The 24,228-nt window shown below is 36.5% G+C and carries 16 protein-coding genes and 3 pseudogenes; 16 read left to right on the top strand and 3 right to left on the bottom strand.

Annotated features, from left to right (window positions below; translation table 11 throughout):
- From F3J23_RS20925 to F3J23_RS20865, 13 genes and pseudogenes are all read left to right on the top strand, one after another.
- Positions 1 to 1,605: a T9SS type A sorting domain-containing protein gene (locus F3J23_RS20925; protein ID WP_167033407.1), complete on the top strand. Its 1,605-nt coding sequence runs from the start codon at positions 1 to 3 to the stop codon at positions 1,603 to 1,605.
- Between the two features lie 4 nt (positions 1,606 to 1,609).
- Entirely contained in the window at positions 1,610 to 4,492 is a 2,883-nt protein-coding gene (locus F3J23_RS20920) for a hypothetical protein (protein ID WP_167033405.1), read from the top strand.
- 9 nt (positions 4,493 to 4,501) lie between these two features.
- On the top strand, positions 4,502 to 8,197 hold the full coding sequence (locus tag F3J23_RS20915; RefSeq protein ID WP_167033403.1) for a DUF6443 domain-containing protein: 3,696 nt from the start codon (positions 4,502 to 4,504) through the stop codon (positions 8,195 to 8,197).
- Between the two features lie 7 nt (positions 8,198 to 8,204).
- The gene (locus F3J23_RS20910) at positions 8,205 to 8,747 is read left to right on the top strand and encodes a hypothetical protein (protein ID WP_167033401.1); all 543 of its coding nucleotides are present in this window, start codon (positions 8,205 to 8,207) and stop codon (positions 8,745 to 8,747) included.
- 155 nt (positions 8,748 to 8,902) lie between these two features.
- Positions 8,903 to 9,796: pseudogene (locus F3J23_RS20905) on the top strand (RHS repeat-associated core domain-containing protein); the annotation flags it as partial.
- Positions 9,797 to 9,799: 3 nt separating this feature from the next.
- Positions 9,800 to 10,027: a hypothetical protein gene (locus F3J23_RS20900; protein ID WP_167033397.1), complete on the top strand. Its 228-nt coding sequence runs from the start codon at positions 9,800 to 9,802 to the stop codon at positions 10,025 to 10,027.
- A 209-nt stretch (positions 10,028 to 10,236) separates the two neighbouring features.
- Positions 10,237 to 10,425: a hypothetical protein gene (locus F3J23_RS21575; RefSeq protein ID WP_185156488.1), complete on the top strand. Its 189-nt coding sequence runs from the start codon at positions 10,237 to 10,239 to the stop codon at positions 10,423 to 10,425.
- A 328-nt stretch (positions 10,426 to 10,753) separates the two neighbouring features.
- A pseudogene (locus F3J23_RS20890) lies at positions 10,754 to 11,788 on the top strand (RHS repeat-associated core domain-containing protein); the annotation flags it as partial.
- 2 nt (positions 11,789 to 11,790) lie between these two features.
- Positions 11,791 to 12,138: an enoyl-CoA hydratase gene (locus F3J23_RS20885; protein WP_167033394.1), complete on the top strand. Its 348-nt coding sequence runs from the start codon at positions 11,791 to 11,793 to the stop codon at positions 12,136 to 12,138.
- Between the two features lie 102 nt (positions 12,139 to 12,240).
- Entirely contained in the window at positions 12,241 to 12,780 is a 540-nt protein-coding gene (locus F3J23_RS20880; RefSeq protein ID WP_167033392.1) for a hypothetical protein, read from the top strand.
- Between the two features lie 8 nt (positions 12,781 to 12,788).
- Positions 12,789 to 13,076, top strand: coding sequence for a hypothetical protein (locus F3J23_RS20875; protein WP_167033390.1), 288 nt, complete (start codon positions 12,789 to 12,791; stop codon positions 13,074 to 13,076).
- A 454-nt stretch (positions 13,077 to 13,530) separates the two neighbouring features.
- Positions 13,531 to 14,343: pseudogene (locus F3J23_RS20870) on the top strand (RHS repeat-associated core domain-containing protein); the annotation flags it as partial.
- A 165-nt stretch (positions 14,344 to 14,508) separates the two neighbouring features.
- A complete protein-coding gene (locus tag F3J23_RS20865; RefSeq protein ID WP_167033386.1) occupies positions 14,509 to 14,934 on the top strand; it encodes a hypothetical protein in 426 nt (141 codons plus the stop codon).
- 267 nt (positions 14,935 to 15,201) lie between these two features.
- On the opposite strand, the gene F3J23_RS20860 is transcribed toward F3J23_RS20865, so the two are convergent.
- Positions 15,202 to 15,546 (bottom strand): MerR family transcriptional regulator, encoded by a 345-nt coding sequence (locus F3J23_RS20860; RefSeq protein WP_002980674.1) that lies wholly within the window; start codon positions 15,544 to 15,546, stop codon positions 15,202 to 15,204.
- A gap of 325 nt (positions 15,547 to 15,871) precedes the next feature.
- Between F3J23_RS20860 and F3J23_RS20855 the strand changes: the two genes are divergently transcribed.
- Both F3J23_RS20855 and F3J23_RS20850 read left to right on the top strand, forming a co-directional pair.
- Complete coding sequence (locus F3J23_RS20855; protein WP_167033384.1) at positions 15,872 to 18,547, top strand: reprolysin-like metallopeptidase; 2,676 nt, start codon at positions 15,872 to 15,874, stop codon at positions 18,545 to 18,547.
- 93 nt (positions 18,548 to 18,640) lie between these two features.
- Complete coding sequence (locus F3J23_RS20850; protein ID WP_167033382.1) at positions 18,641 to 19,522, top strand: AraC family transcriptional regulator; 882 nt, start codon at positions 18,641 to 18,643, stop codon at positions 19,520 to 19,522.
- A gap of 175 nt (positions 19,523 to 19,697) precedes the next feature.
- On the opposite strand, the gene ccoG is transcribed toward F3J23_RS20850, so the two are convergent.
- Positions 19,698 to 21,140, bottom strand: coding sequence for a cytochrome c oxidase accessory protein CcoG (gene ccoG, locus F3J23_RS20845; protein ID WP_167033380.1), 1,443 nt, complete (start codon positions 21,138 to 21,140; stop codon positions 19,698 to 19,700).
- 256 nt (positions 21,141 to 21,396) lie between these two features.
- Between ccoG and F3J23_RS20840 the strand changes: the two genes are divergently transcribed.
- Positions 21,397 to 22,290: an SMP-30/gluconolactonase/LRE family protein gene (locus F3J23_RS20840; RefSeq protein WP_167033378.1), complete on the top strand. Its 894-nt coding sequence runs from the start codon at positions 21,397 to 21,399 to the stop codon at positions 22,288 to 22,290.
- 118 nt (positions 22,291 to 22,408) lie between these two features.
- Here the strand turns inward: F3J23_RS20840 and F3J23_RS20835 are convergent, their stop codons facing one another.
- Positions 22,409 to 23,716, bottom strand: a complete 1,308-nt coding sequence (locus F3J23_RS20835) for a DEAD/DEAH box helicase (protein WP_167033376.1) — start codon at positions 23,714 to 23,716, stop codon at positions 22,409 to 22,411.
- Positions 23,717 to 24,228 lie beyond the last annotated feature (512 nt).

Genomic DNA, 24,228 nt, shown 5'->3' with positions numbered 1-24,228 from the left:
ATGAAAAAAATCTACCTCGGTGCATTTACATTATGCACGGTTTTGGGCATTTCTGCCCAGGAAGTGGTCTGGCAGAAAGATATCAAATCCTCTACCCAGGATTTCCTTTCACAGGTCACCACTACTATCGATCAGCAGTATCTTATCACAGGAAGCGCCATACAATCAAGAGGGAAGCAGGAGGCTGGAACTAAACCAAACAACGGTTACGATTTCCATTTAGTTAAACTCAACCAGCAGGGAGACCAGGCCTGGGAAAAATATTTCTCAGGATCTAACCATGATTACCTGTCAGCCACCGTTACCACTCAGGATGGCGGATTTCTATTAGCCGGAACCTCTTACTCCGGAAAAGGATTAGATAAAAAAGAAGAATCCAAAGGCGGTTCCGATATCTGGCTGATCAGAATCAATGAATTCGGCGATGAATTATGGCAGAAAACATTAGGAACCCCTTCCGATGAAGAAGCCAGAGCTGTTATTCAAACCACGGATTTAGGATTCTTTGTAGCCGGTAATGTACAAAATGCTTCAAAAGGCTATGGATCCAAAGATGTCTGGATCACAAGACTCGACAAAAATGGAAAAGAACTCTCCCAATTAATTTTAGGCGGAAAAGGGTTGGATGAAGTCGAAAAGATGATTCCTACAAAAGATGGCGGAGCCTTAGTGGGAGTTTATTCCAGAAGCTCTGAGGTGAAGGCGGGAAGCGGGGAGCAGGATGCTGGAAGCAGTGCAAAGCTTGTCTCTCATTCCAAATCCAGCAGCAATTTCGGGGAAGGTGATTACTGGATCATCAAACTAGATAAAAATGGTAAAGTAGGATGGGAAAAGAATTTCGGAGGCAAAGGAGATGACCATCTAAGAACGCTGGCATTAACTTCAACAGGTTACCTTGTTGGAGGAGAATCCAGATCCGAAAGATCCGGCAATAAAACAGTAGGAATAGAAGAAGGCACAGACCTTTGGCTGATTTCCTTAAACGAAAGAGGAGAAGAACAGTGGCAGAAATCCTACAACTTCAAAAACCGAGATGTCCTGATGGGAATGAATGTGATCAGCGGGGAGCTGGAAGATGGAAGCCGGAGGTCAAAAGGCATTCTGTTGGGAGGTTATACCCAGGCAGAAGGAAGAATAGAGAAAGATGATGAGACTTTCTGGATGCTCTATTTAGACCAAAACGGAAACGAACAGTGGAGAAAACACATCGCCGGAGAATCCAGAAAAAAAGAAGAAAGACTTTCCGATTTAAAATTAAACCGTGATGGCTCCATCATTTTAGCAGGAACGAGTGCAGAAGAGTTAGGTAAAGAAAACTGGAAGATTGTAAAACTTGGAGACAAACAAGTGGATCAGCTAATTGAAAAATACGACATCAAGATCTATCCAAACCCTGTATCCGATTATGCGTATGTAGAAATCGGATTTGATTTCAAAGAGGCAGATATTCTGCTGTATGATATGAGTGGAAGACAGATCCAGAACCTGAAAACGAAGAATAAGGTGACTAAGATTAATACCCAGTCGCTCATTCAGGGAGCTTATCTGATTACGATAAAGACAGATACGAATAAAACGGCAAATGCTAAACTGATTAAGAAATAGAAAAATGAAGAAAAATACGATAACACTTTTACTTTTAATAAAGCTGGGAATTGCTACAAGCTCTTATGCTCAGCAGCAGCTTAATTATGGAGATCTGCCTAATCCGGTTCCATCAATATCAACCTTATCTGTTTATCAGGAATCGCCTGTGGCAACAGCAACAGGCATACCGGATATTAAAATACCTATAGCAGGAATTTCTACATCAGATGCAAATATTTCGAATAATTTGCTTTTATCCTATAATCCAAATAGTATCAATAATGGAGACTATACGGGCGAAACAGGAGCTGGATGGACTCTGCTTTCAGGAGGCGTTATTTCCAGGACTATAGTTGGCGAAATAGACGATAAGTTTGGTAATATAAACCCTTCAGATCCCAATAGCTGGAAAACCCCTGATGACATTTATTATTATACCCTTCCTACAGGAATTGGCGGCAAGTTTAAATTCAGCAGATCCAAGCAGGGTGTTTATTCTGTGGTTCAACAATCAGCAAATAATGTGCTTATAGAATTCACGAAAGGCTCAACTGGTGGTGATTTTAATATTATTTCTTTTACCATAACAGATGATAAGGGGTATAAATATATTTTCAATGATTATAGCCAGAATCTTTATTCTGTATATGGGTATTTATACAAATCGGCATTCTTTCTAAGCAGTATAAAGAACCCAGCCGGAATGGAGTTACTGACATATGAATATCAAAAAGATGAAAGACATATTAATGGGACCTCCACTCTCCTTTATCAAAGCTGTAAACTCAAAAAAATCAATAGTCCGGATTTTGGCAATATTAAAATAGATTACGCGTTTGATCCTTCCCTGGAAGAAACAATGAATGATCCTTATAGTATTTCAGAGATTACTACTGAAAATTCTTATGGTAAAATAATAGACCGATATGCTCTTGATTATACATTTACAGTCTTTTCTAATCGAAACGAAAAAAAAAGAGTACTTACCAAGATCAGGAAAAGAAATTTGGAAAATCTCAATGGTAATCCTTTAGAAGTCACAACTCTTGAGTATAGCACAACTGCACTCGCTGATAATGCTACCTGGCCGGATCAGTTAATTTGCAGTCTTAATCAGGATGCCAGTACAATTTATCCAAAGGAAAGGGTTATAGGAGTATTAAAGAAAATAATTTATCCTACAGGCGGTGCCTTAGAATATAGTTTTGAGCCCAATGAATTTTTTTATGATAAAAATACTCCCGAATACAAAGATCGGTTAAAAGATTTTACAGATCCATATATTCAACAATTACAGGCGCAGAATACTTTTAATTATAGTACATGGCAAAATAATACTATAGTATGGAATATTTCCGGAACTCCTTCCCAGAAGAAAAAAATGTATTTTGTTTTTCATGCAGAGCCAAGACGTATATTAATTCCGGGGGGAGATCCTGCTGATTTGACAGCAGAGGTAGCAATAGACAATAACTCTGTGGCCATAACTTCCTGCAATGTGATAAAATCACCAACGGAGTATACTTTATATGGTTCTGTTGATTTATATCCGGGTAATCATACCATACAGATTAATGGAGGTCAGGATCTGAAAGGATATTTTTCCCCTTATGAGTTATCAACTTCGCCAGGGCCATATAATAATGTTGGATATGCACCAGATCTTCGGGTAAAAGAGGTTAAGAGTTATACTTCAGCTTCAGATAGTGTTCCCATATCAACGGTTGGCTATTCATATAATCAGTTTACCAATTCAGGAAATCCGAGTGGTTACAAAGTTAAAAATGAAAGATATGGGAACGATGTAGGTTTTTCTGAATATGTTGTATACAAAAACATAAAGATCACCAGAGGAAATAATGAGGGATATACCCATTTTTATTATAAGACTCCGGATGATTATCCTGATACCCCTTATACTGCACCGGAGAATCCTAATGAAACATCCTTCTTAAAACATTATTATAATATTACCAAAGGTGGATTAATAGAGAAGAAAGAGATTTATAATGCCGGTGGCCAAAAACTAAACAGTACAGACTACGAATATGAACTTCAGGATCAGGATGGTGCATCTATAGTGCAGACAAGTATTGGCTATATGCGTTCAGGAGTCATCAAATATGTAAAAGAAACTGAAAGAAATTATGCTGGAGGGCAGACTATGGAAACCACTAATGAGTCTGAATTTACCAATACAGCGGAACGTTTTCTTTTGTCTAAAATAAAAACAACTTCACCGGACGGGGGTATTGAAGAAAGTTTTATGACCTATCCCGATGGACAAAATAGTGAATACAATCATATTTATAATGCTAATATGAAAGGGATTGCCGTAAATACCATCGTGAAAAAAAATAATAAAATGATTTCTTCATCTTCGTTAAAATTTGCCAATAACAGTCTCTATCCCACATCGGTGGTATCCCAGAATCCAAATGACAACAGTATTAAAACAACAGTACGATATGATGCTTATGATGCTAAAGGAAATGTTACACAATTTACAGCTGTTGCTGATGAAGGATCAGGTTTGGGACTTCCTGCCGTAATTATATGGGGATACAATAAGACGTTTCCTATTGCAAAAATCTCTGGTGCCAGCCTTGCAAACATTGGCAGCCTTGCAGATGATATAGTAGCGAAATCTAATCTTGACATCAATGAGTCTTCAGAAAAAACATTAATTGAAGCTCTGGATACTTTCAGAACAAATCCGGCACTGAAGAGTTTTAGTATCACCACTTCTACATATGATCCTTTAGTAGGCGTTACTTCTAAAACAGGTCCTGATGGAATGAGAGAGGTGTATCGGTACGATATGAATAACAGACTCCAATATGTCATTGATGTCAACGGAAACATTCTAAAAGATTACCGTTATAATTTAAAGCCACAACCATAAAACTCAATTATGAAAAAATTATTAATATTTATAAATGTCCTGATGGCTGTTTTATTCTATTCCCAGAGTTTAACATCATCAGAAAACTATATTTACAGCAGGGTCTATCTTGAACCGGTAACAACTACCAATAACAATGCTCAACAGATCCAAAGTATACAGTATCTTGACGGGTTGGGACGACCTGTACAAAACATTGGAATAAAGGCTTCCCCAAGCGGAAAAGATATAGTTGTGCCCTCTGTGTATGATAATAACGGAAGGCAGACAAAATCTTATCTACCATTGCCTGTAGACTCTCAAAATGGAGCTTTTATTCCGGGAGCAACAGGTAATGCGGTCAACACTTATTACGGAGTACCCAATGCCTATGCTGAAGTTCAGGTTGAAAAATCCCCTTTGGCCAGGACAGAAAAATCAGCAGCTCCGGGAACAGATTGGCAGCTTTCGGGAAATCATACCGAAAAGATGAACTATGAATTCAATGCTGCCGGCATTGTAAAAAGATTCAGTGCCGTTACAGTATGGAATCCTTCTACGCAAATTAACGACGTATCTGTAAGTCCTACACCTGATAATAATTTTACTGCAGGAGGCTATTATAAAGCAGGAGCATTATTTAAGCTGATTACATCAGATGAAGAAGATAATGAAATTCATACATATACCAATAATGCAGGGCAAAAAATCCTGGTAAGACAAATTAATAAAAAGCCCGAAGGCGGTACAGAAAATCTGGATACCTATTACGTGTATGACGAATTCGGCAACCTATCTTTCATAATTCCTCCTAAAGCTTCTGTTTCTCCTGTTTTACCTGCAGTACTGGACGCATTGTGCTATCAATATAAATATGATCAATACAACAGGCTCGCAGAAAAAAAGCTTCCCGGAAAAGAATGGGAATTTATAGTCTATGATAAACAGAACAGACCGGTACTTTCGCAGGATGGGAACCTGAGAACCACTACCAATAACTTTGGAAAAAAAGGCTGGATGTTCACAAAATATGATGCTTTCGGGAGGGTGGTATATTCCGGATTTTTTGCCAATACGGCCACAAGAGAATCTATGCAGACAGCGCTTAATAATATGAGGGCTTATCCTGAAAATAATGAAAGCACCAGTACAGTTCCCTTTACCCTGAACGGTATTGATGTCTATTACACCAAGAATGCTTTCCCTACCGGAAGTATGACCATTCTGAGTGTCAACTATTATGATGGATACCCGGCAGGTGCTCCGGCTCTGCCCGCTCAGGTACAGAACCAGCCGACATTGAGTGCTGCGCCTGTAACAATAACATCCAACGGATGGTCTTCCGTAAGAAGTATTAAAACTTATCCTACGGCGAGCTATGTGAAAAATATAGAAAATGATAACTGGTCATCTTCTTTTATCTGGTATGATACGTTGGGAAGAATTATAGGCACCTATGGTAAAAATCATTTGGGTGGTTTTACAAAAACTGAAACTCTTGTGGACTTTTCAGGAAAAGCCCTGGAAACCTATACCTCGCATTCCCGAAATACTTCCTCTACGGAGCTAAGTGTAAAAGACAGGTATATATATAATCCAAAAAATTATCTGTCTAAACATTACCAGCAGATTAATGCCAACCCGGAAGAATTGCTTTCAGAATATACTTACAATGATCTGGGGCAAATAATCAATAAAAAAGTGGGGAATAACCTGCAAAGTATAGACTACACTTACAATATCAGGGGATGGCTTACGGGAATTAATCCTAATGATTTCTCAGGGGTAAACAATAAGCTTTTTGCCTACAAAATAAAATACAATAGCGTAGAAGGAGCGGAAACACCCAACAATACCTATGCGAATCTTAAAGTAAAGCCCAAATACAACGGAGGTATTGCGGAAGTTGACTGGAAGACAGCCTATGGAGCCAATGAGCCGTTAAGAAGATATGGCTACGTGTATGATGGCGTTAACCGTCTGAGAGCAGGCTTTTTCCAGATGGATACCAATCCTTACTCTAAAGAGTACAGCGAAATAACAGATTATGACCTTAACGGGAATATAAACACCCTCAACAGAACCGGTGCTGCGGTTAACGGAACTGCTGAAGTAATGGATGACCTTACCTATACTTACGACGGAAACCGCCTGTCTTACATGAAAGAAAGTGGAAGCGGGAACGCATTAAGCGGTTATCCTTTGGGGGCAGGCCAGGGACAGACCATTGGATATGACGGAAATGGAAATATGACCAGCCAGCCCGATAGAGGCATAATAAAAATCACGTATAACTATCTTGATTTACCTTCTTTTTTCGCCCATACAGATGCTTCAAAAAATAGCTCTTATACCTATCTGGCTGACGGAACTAAGGTACAGACCAATAATAACGGGAAGATTACAGATTATTTGGACGGGTTCCAGTATGAAAGTTCAGCAGGAACCTTAACCACCAAAATATTGGGCAATGAAGAAGGGTATTTTGATTTTATTAATAACAGGTACGTTTATCAATATGCTGATCATTTAGGGAATATCAGATTGTCTTATACCAAAAGCCAGAATGGCGGCACAACAATATTAGAAGAGAATAACTATTACCCGTTAGGGCTAAAGCATGCAGGTTATAATACAGGAGATACAACCAACAATAAATTTAAATATCTTTACAACAGCAAGGAATTGCAGAGCAACGGAAATCTGGATTACGGCTGGAGACAGTATATGCCAGATTTAGGAAGATGGTTTGGGATGGATCAACTGTCTGAGGCTTATCATCCGACAAGTCCTTATGCCTATGTGATGAACAATCCGGTTTCTTTTATAGATCCGGACGGTAGAGATGTGAGACCTACTTCAGATGGTTTTGAATTTACGGGAAGTGACCTTCAGAATGCCTTAAGTTATCTGAGAAACGGATACAGCTCACGAACGTTATTAAGTGCATTATCTGCATGGAAAGACGGTAATAATAAATCAGATTTCTGGGCTTATTTGGGCTCATGGAATGCATGGGGAGCAACAGGTGGAGATGTTGGCGGAAGTCTTTATGCATCAACCTGGAGAGATGGAGCCAAAGGAGCCACTCCTAATGAAATACAGGAGTTTATTTTTACCAGAAGAAAGATAATTCATGTTCAGACTGAATGGTTTGAGAAACAACAGTTACAAGCAGCGTGGAGACAACCAGGTCGGGCTCAAATGATTGGGGGTGTTGGTGACTTTTTAGGTATCTTTGACATTGGGGGCCAGATTATGAGTAGCTGGAAGCCTGAAAATAGGTATCTTGCGATGGGAGCCGGAATTTTAGCCGCTGTAGCATTGAAGAAGCCAGCGTTGGCAACTTCAGAAATACAAGCAGAAAAAAATCTGGCGTCAGGTTTGTTAGAGGACTTTGTAACAGTACGGCATCATACATCTACTTCAGCTGTTAAGGCTATCAAGAAAAGTGGTTCTATCAATGTTTCGTCACCAAAACCATTTGGAGTAGATGTTGAAATAGCACCTTTTGTAAGTCCATCGAAAGTAAGACTAGGACAGGCAGCAGGAGGTTATCGTGGTGGTGGCTATATAGAATTTACGGTCCCTAAATGGGGAGTAACCTCTAATCCTTATATTGGTGGAACTGGAAATGCTGGAAGAATTATCGTGGAAGGACGTATGCAATTGGACATAACGACTTTGAACCCAAAATATGTTAAACGCTGGTGGTGGCCTTTTTAATAAAAATATGAAAAGAATAAAATTAGAATATAACCTGTGTGTATTTTTATTTGCTTATTTAAATCAAGCAGATTTATCATTACACAGAGCAGGGTGGACAAGTATCAGAGAATTGAAAGATTTTTATTCAAATCAGGTAGATCCTAGAGAAGTAGTGAAGTTTTTAATGTTAAATACTGATATAAATACAAATAAATTAAGGTATTATTATGGAATAAAAGAATATTCTCTAAAAAAAATTATTCTTTCCCGGATAAATTTTTTACTTGGGCTTCCTCCTGTCTTCCTTAAGGATGAAATTTATTATATATGCCAAAAATTGATAGATTTTGCAGAAATGCTTGAAAAAGATACTGAAGTTCATCCTTTGGAAATGGAAAAATTAAGATTGGAGATATCAAAATTTTCTTTTGATATATTAAGATATAAAATATCTTATAAAGACTATAGTAAAGCATTAAAAATTGAACATTATATGCAACATAATGGGCTGAAGGATATTAAAATAAAAGAGTTTATACAAAAGCTTCCCAATTCATCTGATTTATAATGTATTTCAGAAATATTTGATAATGTTTCAAATCTACAAATGCAGCAATATGAACTCGTTACGCGAAGTCTCCTGACTTTGGGCCAATAGTGATTAAAACACTGCATTTTCGTGGCTTTAAAACTTAAACATGCTAGAGCAACGGAAATTTAGATTACGGCTGGAGGCAGTATATGCCAGATTTAGGAAGATGGAACGGGATGGATCAGCTGTCAGAAGAATACCATGCAGCAAGCCCTTATGCATATGTAATGAACAATCCTGCTTCATTAGTAGATCCTGATGGAAGATGGATAAGTGATTCCGGAAATATTGTAGATACTTCAGGAAGTAGCTATGGATTTTTAGGATCATCCACCAAATCTCAGGGAGCAACCAATTATCGGGGATTAGAGAATTTTCAGGCAAAGAGAAGTTATCTTAGTAATGAAGGAGGAGGTGAAGATAAGCCCGGTTTTTTTAAGAAAACAGTAAATTTTATTAAAAATTTATTTGGTTGGAATAGAACTAAAGTAGACGTTGGCCCTGCAGAAAAAATTTCAGAAGAACAGTTTTCAAAGGAAATTAGTACCTGGCAAATTGTTAGTGCTTTGTTGTTTAACAGCACAGATCCTTATTCAGCAATTGGAAATATGGGTGTGGGCCCCTATGCTGAAGAAAGAGAAAATATAGGTATGGCTGCTATGATCTTTATTAATCCTGAAGCAGCTGCCGAGGGATTGGAAAGAAAGACTCTAAATGCAGCTGCAAATAATCTAGTAAAAATAGGTGTTGTTGAAGGAGATGTAATGATATTTTCGTCTAAGATTAAAGAAGAAATAGTAGAGGGAATAACCGACTTTGCAGTCAAAGATGGTAAGTTGTATTTAAACCAATTACATTTGCAAGGTTCTTCCGGAGGAAAAGTTGGTAGAGAGGCTTTATGGAATATTGCTAAAGACCTAGGAAAACAGCATAATGTGACAGAGGTAATTATTCAAGGAGGAAAGAGAACAACGGGCAAATATATAGGTCAAGTTCCATCTCCAATAACTATAAAAGTAGACTAAAATATGGCAAAAATAATATTAGAAGGTTGGAATGAGGGGCTTCAAAAAGTATCACTTACAAAACTCCAAATTGATTTACTTGGAAAATCATTAAAAGAGTCTAAATTAAATGTTGATTATCTTTTGGATGATAAGGAGGTAATTATCGAAATTGAAAACTTAGATTTAGCTAATGAATTTATTAAAGAAGCAGAAAAGATTGGGGTAAGCTGTAAATTAAATCTAAATTAGGACTAAGAGGCGATTACGTAAGAAATACTGCAATGCTCGGAAAATATGCCAAAGGTGCTGGATACGTAGGATATGCAATCAGTGCTGGACAAATAGGATATAGCATGTATCAAGATGGTGGAAAGTTTGGCGTGAGAGCTTAGGTCGCTTCGGTTGGTGTAGCTGGAGGAATGGCAGGAGCTGCAGTAGGAGCATGATTCGGAGCAAAGTTGTTAGCTCCCATTGGAGGAGCTATTGGTTCCGCTTTTTTAGGAGTAGGAGCCGCACCAGGAGCTGCTATTGGTGCAGCAATCGGAGGTATTGCGGGAGGAATATTAGGAGGAGTTTATGGTGGAGATTATGCAGAACAATGCTTTTATTATCTTTCTCTAGAGAAACCAATATATTTATCAATATAAAGATCATCCTGGAAATGCGGGGATAAGTTTTGCAAAAAGGAGCGAAGGAGCTCTTGAAGTTACAAATACCAACAATTACTATCCTTTTGGATTAAACCATATGGAAATACATTTTCTCCGTTTGGAAACTTTTGCTTTAAATTTTGGTATAAAATATAATATTAATGTTATATTTTTAGGAATTGAATTTTTAAATAATTTCAAGGTAGCCAAAGCAGAATAAGAATAAATAAGCTAAAACCTCACTTTTGTGAGGTTTTATTTTTTGGAAAGAATGATTATCACCCCTTTATAAAAGGTTGTTTTAACCAGCAATAAATTTAAATATCTTTACAACAGCAAAGAATTGCAGAGCAACGGAAATTTAGATTACGGCTGGAGACAATATATGCCGGATTTAGGAAGATGGAACGGGATGGATCAGCTGGCAGAAGGATACCATGGAGCAAGCCCTTATGTGTATGTAATGAACAATCCTGCTTCATTAGTAGATCCTGATGGAAGATGGATTGACGATTCAGGTAATATTTCAGATACTTCAGGAAGTAGCTATGGATTTTTAGGATCATCCACCAAATCTCAGGGAGCAACTAATTATCGGGGATTAGAGAATTTTCAGGCAAAGAGAAGCTATCTTAACAGTAAAGGAGGAGGTGATGATAAAGACAAGCCTGGAGTTTTTAAGAGAATAGGGAATTTTTTTAGAGGATTAGTTGGAGGAGATAAAGGTGCTGGTATTACTACAATTGTACCAGGAGCTGCTATTTCTAGAATTCCTGCTCTAGAGATAGGAAACGTAACATTTAGAGGCATACTCTCTTCATTAAATTTTGATGCGATCGTACTAGGGCTTTCAAGAGTAGGTCTGTGGAGTATACCTTTAATGCTTACTGGAGATAGTGGTTTTTCTGCAAATTCAAAGCCTATTACGGGTGCTATTGATATATCTGGAGAAATTTCTAAGGGCGATAATAATAAAAATGGAATACTACTATATAGAGGAGTGTCATCGTCTTCTCATTCCGAAGTACAGGCTAACATGTATAATGAAGCATTGTTTGGAATTGCTATACCTAATGGATTAAGGCCTGAAAATATTCATAGAGCACATTGGGATATGGATGATCATGCAATGAGTGATAATATTTCAGTTTGGACGTCTTGGACAACAAATAAAGAAACGGCAAGATATTTTGCAAGGGGAGTTAGCGGAAAATCAGAAGGCGTGATATTATCAAAAAGATTTAAAATTGGAGTTAATGCGATCCCTAATGTATCCGAAACAGGAATGAAAATGCAAGAGAATGAATGGTTAATTTTTGGACCTGTAATAAGAGCTAATGTTGAATACATAAAACCATAAAAATGAAAACAAAAGAAGATATTTTTAACTTAATAAAGAAAAATATCAATCTATCAGGAGAAATTAATGACTATCATATAAAATTAAATGATGGAAGATTTTATAGGGAAAATATGATTGGTGTATATAGTATTAGAGAGGGAATGGCTATTAATAAAAAAAATCATAAACTTGCAAAGCAAATGCATCAGCTACTTATTGGGTTGAGAAATGATTCTGGAATATTATTAAAAGGAGTGACTATTAAAGGGAGAAATTATTTTGGAATGTTCTATTTAAGTGAGAACTATGATAAAGTTATTGGATATTTAGAAGATGACATTAATGAAAGTGATAATATAATAAGTTAGAGTACTAATTATCTATCTTACGTTGGTGCAAGCATCTCGCTCGTGTTTACAAATAAAAGAAGTTCCTGCTGGTGCACGTACCTCGCCTGTACCAATAATCCCATGGTTGAATATCGTGCACATCGTGATAACCCTTTCTATGACGAAGGAGAGTCTAGCTTGGACAGGTCTTTTAGGCTAATGAATAGCTCACATATAGAAATAATGCAGGATTTTGGTGGCGGCGGATATAATATGTTTGGTGGATATGGAAGAATTACTAGGGCAGCTAAAGCGGTAGCGGCGGCAGAGGAAACTGGAAATAATATATCTAGAATACTTTCTTCAGTTGATGAATTTGATCCACTTGTTACATTGTATAGAGGAACTGGGGGATCTGAAGTTGGAAGTGAATTTTTGTTTTTAACAGATAATATTGAATATGCAACCAGCTGCATTAAAAATGGTGAAACAATCAATCAGTATCAAATTAGTAGGTACGGGCTATATATTTTGGAACATACTCAAAAATTATCAATTAATCCGCATGGACAGCATGTGGGAATTGTAGGTACTTTTAGTGAGTACCTATTCACAGGAAAAGATGTGGTCAATGCTCTAAATAAAATAGCGGTACCACATGTTCCGTACAAAATAAAATAAAATAAAATATGGAAAATAAAAAATTTTGTTGCGAGAGATTTACTTTTTTTAATAGACCAGAAAATAAAGCAGGTCTCAATTTTAGAATTGTAAAATATATTGGTGATTTTAGAAAAAAAATGCTTTTACTAGATTCTGAGATCAATGAAAAAGGGTTTATTATTACTTCAGGATATGAAATTAGTGTGAACGATGAAAAAACGATGAGAATGGTCATAAATTATTGCCCATTTTGTGGTCAAAAATTAAGCAATTTTTATAGATCTGATAATTATGTGCAAGAAATTATAGGATAGTTTCCTGCTGTCGCGAACGTCTCGTTCGTGTCCGTGAATAAAACAGAAAGCTGCTGCAAAAGCAGTGGCCTTTACTATCTTTCTCTAGAGAAACTAATATATTTATCAATATAAAGATCATCCTGGAAATGCGGGGATAAGTTTTGCAAAAAGGAGCGAAGGAGCTCTTGAAGTTACAAATACCAACAATTACTATCCTTTTGGATTAAACCATATGGAAATACATTTTCTCCGTTTGGAAACTTTTGTTCTAAATTTTGGTATAAAATATAATGTTAATCTTATATTTTTAAGAATTGAAGAAGGAATTGAATTTTTAAATAATTTCAAGGTAGCCAAAGCAGAATAAGAATAAATAAGCTAAAACCTCACTTTTGTGAGGTTTTATTTTTTGGAAAGAATGATTATCACGCCTTTATAAAAGGTTGTTTTAACCAGCAATAAATTTAAATATCTTTACAACAGCAAAGAATTGCAGAGCAACGGAAATCTGGATTACGGCTGGAGACAGTATATGCCAGATTTAGGAAGATGGAACGGGATGGATCAGCTGTCAGAAGGATACCATGCAGCAAGCCCTTATGTGTATGTAATGAACAATCCTGCTTCATTAGTAGATCCTGATGGAAGAATGATGTATGATTGGAAGGCTCATGACGAAGGTCGAGAAGGTGTCTATAAGAATGATAGTGGGGGAGTAATGTCATGGGATGATGCTATGAATACTTTGTATGATGCGGCAGGCTCAGGGAGAAGTTATTTAAATAATTCTTTATCATTTTATACTTCTGGTAGTTTTGGTATTTTACAAAATTATTTTGGAGATGGAGGGAGTGGAGGAAGTCCCACTTTCCAGTTTCCGAAAGGACAGGAAGCGTATTATAAAGAAAACTATCCAGTTTTTTATGATTTTGTGAAGAATGTTTTGCCGAAAATGGTAGGAGATACTAATTTTATGAAAGCCTTAAGCTCTGCAAGTGGTTTTTCAATAGAAGAATTATCAAAAATCTTTCAGTATGGACAAGGAATGGAGTTAAAAGTTATGGATTTGACTTTAGGTGATGCAGAATATCTACATAATGGAATAACCGAAAGTAATACTCTAAATACCGCAGCAATAGATACTCCACTTGCTCAATGGTTTGAGAAAGCCGATAGAAGTACTAGCACTATTGCAGGCTTAACAAATTTACTTTATATGTCCAGTGTTGTTGCTCATGAAACCGCACATTGGGGAGATGATGTAAAAAGAAAGGTAAGGGTATGACAGTACGGGCTTAAGTACCCAATACGGAGATGTAGGAAACTTTTTCGAACATATAGCTTTTGGTGGTAGAATGGGAAGTTATAATGGAAACAGTAAGGGAAATATAACCAACTATGTTAACAAGAATTTTCAATTATTAATTAAAATATTTAATAAATAGCAACTATGAAAAATAGAGTCCTCTTTTCAATAGTTTTATTTTCTATTTTATCTTTTTTCACTTCATGTGCTTCACTACAAAAAGATAAAGAAAAAGAAATATTTGTAAAACAATTTGTGAGCAATAATGGCATACTAAATAGTTTGGAATCTTTTTATAATGAAAAAACAATTACTATTTATGATGAGAACAAAGTACTTGTAACAGACACTAAAACTTTTGATACTTCACCAAGAACTGTTAATATGGTCATTTTAAAACCACAAAATAATAAATATTTATCGATTAAAAATTTTGTTCTTAATCAAAATTTGGCGTGTTTAACTTTTTTAACAGCAGATAGAGAAGAAGGTTTTGTTTTTTATTTAAGAAGAAAAGATAATAAAAATGAGTGGCAAATTTCAAATATGTTTAGACAACATACTCGGTAATATGATTATGCTTTTTCAGCTACCCTATTTTGTTACCAATCTAAATAATAGACTTTTCCAATTTTGTTTTTGATGAAGATTTTTCAAAAGCTTTTTTTGATTTTAAATTTCCAACTGAAAATAATTGAGAATCTAAGGATAAAAGCAAGCATAATGATTTAAACATATCGGTAATAAATTACATCCTTCCTGCTGGCCCTGTGCCAGTGTAAAAACAATAAAAAATCCACTGCTATTGCAGTGGATTCTATTTATATTTTATCCGATTTACTCACTATCTTTTTCTCCCAAAGATTCTTTAAGTTTAATAAGTTCGGCTTTTACAAATTCCAAGCGGTCAATAAGAGTAATGGTTTCGGAAATTTTGCTGTTGGTAGTCAATGCTACACGGGCCCCGTCTAAAGTATACCCCTTTTCTTTTACCAGGTGATAGATCATTTGAAGATTTTTAATGTCTTCAGGAGTGAAGTATCGGTTCCCTTTTCGGTTCTTTTTAGGTTTGATGATAGGGAATTCCTGCTCCCAATACCGTATTAATGAAGTGTTTACATCGAATGCTTTAGCAACTTCTCCTATAGAATAATACAGCTTGTCAGGTAAATTTATTTTCATTGTACGGCTCCTAAACCTCAAAGATAAAGATTTTTTAAAGTTTCAACCAAATATATGATAAAAACTATACACTGGATTGCATCTCCGGAAGAGTACTTTGTGTGATTCTTTTTTTAGTGAAATATATGATGAGTCTTTAATTAAATCAAATATAAATAATAATCATAGAATATTTTACATTAATTATTTTATTTCTTAATATTTTATTAATTTATTGTTGTGTTTTTTATTAAATTAATAATTTAATTGATGATTAGTGAGGTGTTTTTAGGATTTATTGATTTTTTTTTATGTATTTTAGCAAAACACAAAACGAACAATGATTATGAAACATTATTTCTTAATTTTCACACTGTTAATTCCTTTCTTAGGATTTTCACAGTGGACAAGAACTGAGCTCCGGTCTCAGAAAGTAAAAAAATCACAGGAAAAACTTGAATTTTCGGGACTTTATGCGCTAAATACCGATCAGCTAAGGCAGAACTTAAAAAATGCGCCGGTTCGTTTTTCCAATGATAAAGGAGTGGTTATTTCACTTCCCACAGCCAATGGCCAATTTGAAAGGTTTCAGGTTTGGGAATATTCAAACATGGCTCCTGAATTACAGGCCAAATTTCCGGATATTAAATCTTATGTGGGAACCGGGATTGAAGATCCGTCCGTTTATTTAAGATTCAGCCTTTCCCCTGTAGGATTTTCTTCAATGATTACCCGTTCCGGAATTACCGAGTTTATTGAACCCTACACAGAGGACAGAACCGTTTATGCTGTTTTTGATTCCAACGCTAGAAGAGGGCAGGATAAAGAACCTTTTGAATGTTCCACAATAGATGTGATGGGGAAAAGTGCCTCCGAAAAAAAAAACAATGCTGCCGATAAAAAAACAGCAGGTTTTAATGTTTTCAGATTAGCACTTTCTTGTACAGGAGAATATGCTCAATATCACCTAACAGCTGCTGCTACTCCTGCTTCGGCTACAGATGCCCAGAAAAAAGCTGTGATATTAGCTGCTATGAATACTACTTTAACCCGATTGAATAGTGTTTTTGAAAAAGATTTGTCATTACACTTTAATCTCATCGCAAATAATGAGACTATTATTTATTTGGATCAGAATGCAGATCCTTATACAAATGGGGGGCCTAGTGAAGCTAATAATAATATATCAGCCGTTATTTCCAGTGAAGATTATGACATGGGGCATTTGGTCGATAGAAAAGGAGGAAATGGATCAGCAGGTGTAGGGGTTATATGTTATCCAGGCTATAAAGCCCGCGGATGGACTGCATCTAATTTCCCTGAAGGTGATACTTTTGATGTAGATTATGTAGCCCACGAAATGGGGCACCAGTTAGGTGCCGGGCATACCTATACAATGTATGCTAGCCAGGCTGATCAGACAGTAGAGCCTGGTAGTGGTTCTACTATTATGTCTTATGCAGGGATAACAGGAGGAGCTAATGATGTTCAGTTTAATGTTAATGATTATTACAATGCGAATAGTATTGCACAGATAAAAACCAAAGTAAATGGGATTTCCTGTGGAGTCAATACACCATTTGCAAATCCGGCCCCTAATATTGATGCAGGAGCAGACTATATAATTCCTATATCCACTCCATTTGTGTTAAAAGGGGTGACTACTGACAATAATAATTCTTCCTATACCTATACGTGGGAACAGGCTGATCTGGCGGCTAGTGCTCAGCTTGGATCAGGAGCTATATCCGCTGCTTATCCTACAAAACCAACAGGACCTTTATTCAGGTCTATAGCACCAAGAAGTTCATCCGTAAGATATTTTCCTGATTTTAATAAAGTATTGGGAGGGGTTTTGTCAACACGATGGGAATCTGTTTCAAGTATAACAAGAGATCTTAATTTTACAGTTACTGTTAGAAATAATAATCCTCTTGACCCACAGTCTAATAAAGATAATATGGTTGTAAGCGTTAATGCCGGAGCCGGTCCTTTTCAGGTAACATCTCCTGCATTTGGGCAGTCTTTAAGTTCAGCGGGTACATTTAACGTAACCTGGAATGTTGCTAATACTAATCAAGCTCCGGTCAACACAGCCAATGTCAATATTAAATTATCTACAGATGGTGGGCAGACTTTTACTATCATTGCTGCCAATACACCTAATGATGGTAGTGAGCAGGTAAGCATTCCTGCTGGTTCTACTTCATCCAATGCCTATATCCTGATAGAAGCTGTTGGAAATGTTTATTATGCTGTAAGTCCAAGTTTTGTAATAGATTATAATGTTACAGGAGAGACATGTAATACGTACACTTATGAAGGTGCTCCGGTTGCAATTACTGACGCGCGTGAAGGAGGAAGTATATCTGCACCTAGAGTAAACGTTCCATTGTTGATAAATAATAGCGGAACAATCACTAAAATTAAAGTCACTCCTACCATTGCTCACGCTAATATAAGCCATTTAACCGTGGGAATTGAAAGTCCGGTTGGATCTTCAGCTATTCTATGGAATCGTAGATGTGCCAATGCATCAGGTATTACAGCTTCATTCAGTGATGCCAGTGCAGTAGCTGCATGTGCTTCTCCGGTACAGGGGGGTGCAAAGCCTGATGAATCCTTAGAGATATTTAAAGGGCATACAGCACAGGGAGTATGGAAGTTATTTGCATCAGATAATAAAACCGGAACTGCAGGCAGTATTACAGGCTGGTCTCTTGAAGTATGTACTCAGGAAACACAGTCTTTAGGAACCAAGGAGGCTTCTTCTCCATTAGCAGATGACATTAAGATTTATCCTAATCCTAGTGATGGTAATTTCTTTATCAAATCTCAGAACATAAAAGGAAACGTTAAAGTAACAATGTTTGATTCAAGCGGAAGACTTATTTATACTTCAGCCTATCAAAGTGAAGGTAATAATACCAAAGAGTTCAATGTAAATGTGCCTAAAGGGGTGTATGTGATAAGCATCAGTTCCTCAAAAGGAGTTTACAACAGCAAGTTGGTTATAAAATAAAATATAAAATTTAGCAGATAAGAAGGATCGGTATTTACCGGTCCTTTTTTTGTCTAAATTTGTGGATTCCTAAAGTTTTATTAAATATAGCTGATGAATCCGATCTCTGTTCTTCATATCGAACTTTTTCAGGCGGGTAAAAATACTTCTGATTTTTACTTCAATACCATGAAGAATCACTTGGTGGTAGGGCATCGTCATATAGAGAAACCACACAGACATGATTTTTATGCAGCCGTTCTTTTCATACAGGGAACAGGCGTTCATGAAATAGACTTTCAGAAGTATGAAGTTTCAGAAGGCAGCCTTTTCTTTTTGTCGCCCGGGCAGATCCACAGCTGGGAGCTTTCAGAAGATATTGAAGGATATATTTTCTTTTGTTCACAGGAATTCTATGAGATGCATTATGTGAATCAGAAACTGAGAAATTTTCCTTTCTTCGGCTCTGTATCTTTTCCCAGAAAACTCCAGCTGGATTCTTTGGAATTGAAAAAAAATATAAGTCTGTTTCAGGAATTGAGAAAAGAGCATCAGGCTAAAAGTATTATGAAAGAAGGGCTTATTCTGTCATTAATGTCTCAGATTTTTATTAATTCTACCCGGTTGTTTTCCAGAGATTTTGACACACTGGCATCTTCTGCAGGGCTTTCTTATTTTAAGCATTATCAGGATTTTGAAAACCTTATTGAACAGCATTTTACACAACAGAAGTCAATTGCTTATTATGCTTCCTTGCTTGGGATTTCGTCAAAACATTTAAACAGAATTGTACAGACGGTCGTTCAGAAAACAGCTACCGATGTCATTACAGAAAGAGTAGTGCTGGAAGCCAAAAGAATGTTGATGTATCTGGATGAAAGTCTTGTTGAAATAGCTTTTAGACTTGGCTATGAAGAATATTCCTACTTTGTAAGAGTATTCCGGAAAAGCTCCGGAATGACCCCTACTCAGTTTATGAGGAAATATAAGGCTTAATGAGTTTAAAGTTTTATAGGTTGCTGTTTTTCTTGTTGAATAATAACTTCTGAGAATCCTTAGTGTTGTTTTTCCGACATCTTAGCCTCTATTAAAATTGACTATTCACTCGCGAAGCAAAATTCACTATTGATATTAATAAATCCTTATCACTGTTTCATAAGGTATTTTCATCCTACAACGCCAGTTTAAATGGTCCTTCAAAAGTGGTCTCAAAAGAATCCACCAGTTTCCCTTTTTCATCAAAGACCCCGATGACCATATTCTGTTTTGAAAACTTAATTTCATCTTCAGGAAAGGAAATGTTGATGTTTCCCTTCAGAATCTGATCGCCCTTTAAGATGATTTTTTCAGAACCGAAATAGGTGATTTCCGCATGGGCTGGATTGATGACTCTAATGGTCAGTACTTTTTTCTCATTAGATTTATTCAGAAGAGTATAAATAAAAGTATTGGTGATTTTACCATCCTTAACGAAGAAGGTAGAACCTGCTGGTTTAATAAACTTAGCTTCCATAGAACCACGGTCGTACATCAGGAACCCAAGGAACCCGATAAGTAGCGCCAAAATAACAGTTGTAGCTTTCATTCTTGGTGTAAACCTGAACTTTTCGCGGTTTTCAATTTCGGCTTCAGTAGCATAACGAACCAGTCCTTTAGGCAGACCTACCTTTTCCATTACTTCATCACAGGCATCAATACATGCCGTACAGTTCACACATTCCAGCTGTTGCCCGTTTCTGATGTCAATCCCCGTAGGGCATACCACTACACATTGGTTGCAATCTATACAGTCACCCTTTCCGGCTGCTTTTCTGTCTTCATTATTTCTCCATTTTCCACGGCCTTCTCCTCTCTTAAAATCGTAATATACATTGATTGTCTGTTTGTCGATTAATACACCCTGAAGTCTTCCATACGGGCATACCAGAGTACAGACCTGTTCACGAAGCCATGCAAATACAAAATAAAAAGTCATCGTAAAAAATATCATCACGGTAAACTTTAATGAATTTCCGGCAGGACCTTCGCTCATGATACGGAAAACCTCTTGATAGCCTACAATATACATGAACATGAAATGAGAGATGATCAATGAAATCAATAAGAAAACAGACCATTTTGTTAACCTTTTTCGTATTTTTTCAGCATCCCATTCCTGTCTGTCGAGTTTCATTTGTTTATTTCTGTCGCCTTCAATCCAATATTCAATTTTGCGGAAAACCATTTCCATAAAAAGGGTTTGCGGACATAGCCAGCCACAGAATATTCTTCCGAAAACTACGGTAAACAACATGACAAAAATTACAGAAGTTACAGCTCCCAAAGCAAGAATAAAGAAGTCCTGAAGATAAAAAGGCTGTCCAAGAATAAAGAATCTCCGATCGATGACATTGATCAACAGAAAAGGATTGTTATTGATTTTTACAAAAGGTAATCCGAAAAATAAAGCAAGAAGAAAATAACTGGTATAATTTCTGTAATTGGTGTATTTTCCTTTAGGTTTTCTGGGAAAAATCCATTTTCTTTTCCCTGTTTCATCCATGGTTCCTACTGAGTTTCTGAAATCTTCATTTTCAATTTCTAAAGATTTGATATTGTTGGATTCTGCACTCATTATTGTATGCTATAAAAGTATTTTGGTAATATTTCTCACGCAAATCGATGCTTTTTCCTATGGTTTTTTTATCATGAAAAATGTCATCGATTCCGTTACTGCAAAGCTCCGGATTATATCACTCAACTACTAACATGATCTACTTCAAAAATAGTACAATTGGGACATTTTATATAGGCGTTGAAAGATGTTTAAAATAGGAGATGTTTTTGAATCCAATAAAGTAAGTCGTACATTGCACGCATAAAAATGAAGTATGAAGAATATCTTTAAAATAGGGATGATTGGTTTGGTTTTGGCATTGATAAACTGCCAACCCGTAAATTATACTAAAATGTTTTATGAAGGAGTAAAACCGGAAATGATTTCAGACCAATTCAGTTTCACAGAAGGGCCATCCACGGATCAGGAAGGAAATGTTTATTTTACCGATCAGCCTAATGATAAAATCTATTATTGGGACTGGAAAAGTAATAAAATTATAGAGTTTTTAGATAAGACGGGGAGAGCTAACGGAACTCATTTTGATAAAGACGGTTATCTGATAACCTGTTCCGACGACCATGGTGAAATATGGAAAATTTCGAAAGATAAAAAAGTTGAGGTTTTGCTTAAAGGATTTGAAGGAAAGAGACTGAACGGCCCTAATGATGTATGGAATGATGTCTTCGGAGGAATGTACTTCACAGATCCTTTATATGAAAGAGATTACTGGACCAATTTTAAACAGGAACTGCCTCATAAAAGCCTTTATTACAGAAATAAAGAAGGAAAGATCATTAAGCTGGAAACTTTTACGCAACCGAATGGGATTACAGGCAGTGAGAAACTTAAAAAACTATATCTTTCGGATATTGATGCCGGTAAAACCTATGTTTATGATATACTGGGAGAAGGCAGATTGTCTGAGAAAAAGCTATTCTGTGAAATGGGTTCAGACGGAATGACATTAGATAAACACGGGAATCTCTATCTTACCGGAAACGGAGTACATGTTTTTAATAGAGAAGGAAAGAAGATTTATCACATTACCATTCCTGAAAAATGGACATCCAATGTTACGTTTGGAGGGAAAAATCATGATGTTTTATTCATTACAGCTTCAAAATCTGTGTATACTTTCCCAACACGGGTAAGAGGAATAAAGTAGTGTTTGTGTCATTGCGAGGAGCAAAGCAGCGAAGCAATCTCTTATCATCGGATATGATTGTTTATTTTGAGATTGCTTCACTTATGGTTCGCAATGACATATACATACATTGCTCAATCTAATAAGCAACCTCCATTTTCACCTTTTTTCCTTTCAGCTTTTCATTCTGGAGCTTTCTTAAAAGGGTATTTACTTTATTTCTGGAAACTGCAACATATGATGTGGTATCTTTTACCTCAATAATTCCTACGTCTTCTTTCTGGAGTTCCCCTTTCTTTAACAAGTAACCTACAATATCCACTTTATTTACTTTATCTTTTTTTCCTGCACTGATATAGATGGTTTGGAAAGGTGTTTTTTGCGGGACTTTGGTAAATCCGGCCACACTTTCTTCCTGAGTATTGCTTTTAATGAATGGGAAATTCTCTTCTTCCGTCATAATCAGGTATACAAAACCTTTGGCATTCATTCTTGCGGTACGTCCGTTTCGGTGAATAAAGGCATCTTCTTTTGGAGGTAGCTGATAATGAACAATAGATTCCACTTCCGGAATATCCAGTCCGCGGGCTGCCAGATCAGTGGTGATCAGGATTCTTGCCGAATCATTTCTGAATTTCAACAGGGCACGTTCCCTTTCATCCTGCTCCATTCCGCCATGAAAGGTTTCTCTATCGATTCCCATTTGATGGAGAAGCTCAGAAATACGGTCAACGGCATCACGGTGATTACAGAATATCAGGGTTCTCTTATTTCCGATTTTACAAACCAGATTGAAAAGAGTGTCCAGTTTTTCCTCAGGAATAGTCATTACCTTTCTAAGCTGAATATCCGGTTTTACTTCGCTTTCTTTAAGAAAACTGATTACTTTCTCGTCTTTTAGACCGGTAAATGCAGGAATTTCATCCATAGCCGTAGCAGAGGTCAAAATTCTTTGAGAAACTCCTTTTAAAGAATTGGAAATAAATTCCATATCATCATGAAAACCCAATTCCAGAGCTTTGTCGAATTCGTCAAGAACTAATGTTTTGATGGTTTTCGGATCAAAATTATTATTTCTTACATGATAGGTAACTCTTCCCGGAGTTCCGATCAGAACTGCCGGAGCTTCAATTAAATTATTAACTTCAATCTTTTTGTCGTGTCCGCCATAGCAAACCGAAACCTTGAAATCCGTTCCCATTGCTTTAAAAACCTGTTCAATCTGCAAAGCCAGCTCTCTGGCCGGAACCAATATCAATGCCTGTACTCCCTGAACATCTTTTTTAAGATTTCTCAGAACCGGAAATAAAAAAGCAAGGGTCTTTCCGGATCCTGTAGGAGAGAGTAAGACAATGTCTGTATTGTTTTCAGAAGCTTTATAAGTAGATTTCTGCATCTGATTCATGTCCTGAATCTGCAGTTTCTGATAAATTGATTGTAGTTCCATGGTGCAAAGGTAGTGAATTTATGAGTGAAAGAGCTGGGGAGTTTTAGGGTTTTAGAGTGGGAGAGTGGGAGAGTTCGAGCGTGAGAGGAGGTTGCTTGCTGTCATTCTGAACGGAGCATGGCGTAATCAAGAATCTTTGTGTTGAATTGTAGAGATGCTTCGCCTTCGCCCGGCATGACAAGTTTAATACTATGTTGTTGAGTTATACATTTTCAGGCTGAGCATAGGTTGGAAGTCTATGAACGAAGTTCATGAAGTCTTGTAATATAGGGATTACAGATTTTCAATCCGCCCCCTGAATAATTGACAATTCACTGGCATAGCAAAATTCACTATTCGCTAAACCTTAATCTATAAATATTGATAATCAATTACTTATAAGGTGTGATTGTAAATATGCAGCTATTGTTTGTCTCAAATAAAAAACGTATCTTTGCACCCACTTTTTGTGGTAAAGGTCTGAGAAAGTAAAATATTAAATATTAATAACTTCCGTATTTTTCAATCACATT

This window comes from Chryseobacterium sp. Tr-659, assembly GCF_011752975.1.
Taxonomy (GTDB): domain Bacteria; phylum Bacteroidota; class Bacteroidia; order Flavobacteriales; family Weeksellaceae; genus Chryseobacterium.
The sequence above is the reverse complement of the archived record's forward strand: the minus strand, read 5'-3'. Positions and strand labels throughout refer to the sequence as shown.

Coding starts and splice junctions, on each gene's coding strand:
- F3J23_RS20910 (WP_167033401.1), top strand. CDS start 8,205: ATGAAAAGAATAAAATTAGAATATAACCTGTGTGTATTTTTATTTGCT.
- F3J23_RS20920 (WP_167033405.1), top strand. CDS start 1,610: ATGAAGAAAAATACGATAACACTTTTACTTTTAATAAAGCTGGGAATT.
- F3J23_RS20860 (WP_002980674.1), bottom strand. CDS start 15,546: ATGAAAATAAATTTACCTGACAAGCTGTATTATTCTATAGGAGAAGTT.
- F3J23_RS20835 (WP_167033376.1), bottom strand. CDS start 23,716: ATGGAACTACAATCAATTTATCAGAAACTGCAGATTCAGGACATGAAT.
- F3J23_RS20915 (WP_167033403.1), top strand. CDS start 4,502: ATGAAAAAATTATTAATATTTATAAATGTCCTGATGGCTGTTTTATTC.
- F3J23_RS20865 (WP_167033386.1), top strand. CDS start 14,509: ATGAAAAATAGAGTCCTCTTTTCAATAGTTTTATTTTCTATTTTATCT.
- F3J23_RS20840 (WP_167033378.1), top strand. CDS start 21,397: ATGAAGAATATCTTTAAAATAGGGATGATTGGTTTGGTTTTGGCATTG.
- F3J23_RS20885 (WP_167033394.1), top strand. CDS start 11,791: ATGAAAACAAAAGAAGATATTTTTAACTTAATAAAGAAAAATATCAAT.
- ccoG (WP_167033380.1), bottom strand. CDS start 21,140: ATGAGTGCAGAATCCAACAATATCAAATCTTTAGAAATTGAAAATGAA.
- F3J23_RS20875 (WP_167033390.1), top strand. CDS start 12,789: ATGGAAAATAAAAAATTTTGTTGCGAGAGATTTACTTTTTTTAATAGA.
- F3J23_RS20850 (WP_167033382.1), top strand. CDS start 18,641: ATGAATCCGATCTCTGTTCTTCATATCGAACTTTTTCAGGCGGGTAAA.
- F3J23_RS20855 (WP_167033384.1), top strand. CDS start 15,872: ATGAAACATTATTTCTTAATTTTCACACTGTTAATTCCTTTCTTAGGA.
- F3J23_RS20925 (WP_167033407.1), top strand. CDS start 1: ATGAAAAAAATCTACCTCGGTGCATTTACATTATGCACGGTTTTGGGC.
- F3J23_RS20880 (WP_167033392.1), top strand. CDS start 12,241: ATGGTTGAATATCGTGCACATCGTGATAACCCTTTCTATGACGAAGGA.
- F3J23_RS20900 (WP_167033397.1), top strand. CDS start 9,800: ATGGCAAAAATAATATTAGAAGGTTGGAATGAGGGGCTTCAAAAAGTA.